This is a genomic window from Limosilactobacillus ingluviei DSM 15946 (assembly GCF_001435775.1).
In the GTDB taxonomy this organism is placed as follows: Bacteria; Bacillota; Bacilli; order Lactobacillales; family Lactobacillaceae; genus Limosilactobacillus; species Limosilactobacillus ingluviei.
Genome location: NZ_AZFK01000054.1, coordinates 1 through 459 on the forward strand (window position 1 = coordinate 1; position 459 = coordinate 459).

Sequence of the window (459 nt, forward strand, 5' to 3'; positions counted from 1 at the left end):
TTAGGTGGAGAAACGAATTATGTAAAATTCGATCTCACCTGAAAGGGGGTATTTTTTATGTCTGGCAGAACAACTCATCACTCTTTAGAAGAACGGCTTGAGGCAGTTCTCCAGTATTTGAGTGGTCAGGTTGGCATCTCTCGATTAGCTAAACAATATGGCGTTAGCGGGCATACTGTGCAGGATTGGGCCCGTGCTTATCAACACGATGGGATGGCAGGATTGGAAGAGTCTCACACTTGGCGCCGTTACTCCCCAGAACTAAAGTGTCAAGCCTGTCAGGATTATTTATCAGGGAAATATAGCGTTTACGAGTGTTGTGATCGTTACAATATTTCGAGTCACAGTGTGTTACGAAGATGGCTGAAACGATATACTAGTGGTAAAACCTTTACGGAGAAATCAGGAGGTTCTACCCGGATGAAAGCCAAACGCAAAGTTACTCAAGCTGAACGAGAA

1 protein-coding gene is annotated in these 459 nt (G+C 44.2%); it reads left to right on the plus strand.

From position 1 onward, the window contains the following. Positions 1–57 precede the first annotated feature (57 nt). On the plus strand, positions 58–459 hold a 402-nt coding region (locus FC43_RS11100), incomplete at its 3' end, for a transposase (protein ID WP_156648330.1).